Consider the following 238-nt stretch of genomic DNA (forward strand, 5'->3'; position numbering starts at 1 on the left):
AGGAAGGCGGAGACTCCTGGCCGGAGGAAGGCGGTGCGGGATTGTCGGCGCTACATAGATCAGAACTGGGAGGGGATAATGGCATACCGGCTTTACCCGGAGGTCCGGCTTGGGGTGAGTGCGGAGGGACACGTAAGTCACATTTTGGCAGCGCGGTTATCGTCACGGCCGATGGCATGGAGTGCTCGTGGGGTAGACCGGATGGCCCGGTTGCGGGTAGCGAAGGCAAACGGTGTTT

The 238-nt window shown here is 61.3% G+C and carries 1 protein-coding gene; it reads left to right on the plus strand.

The genetic code is table 11. From position 1 onward, the window contains the following. On the plus strand, positions 1 to 238 hold a 238-nt coding region (locus tag DXX99_RS11270), incomplete at both ends, for a UPF0236 family transposase-like protein (protein ID WP_205664726.1).

This window comes from Ammonifex thiophilus, from assembly GCF_003368535.1.
Classification (GTDB): Bacteria; Bacillota; Desulfotomaculia; order Desulfotomaculales; family Ammonificaceae; genus Ammonifex; species Ammonifex thiophilus.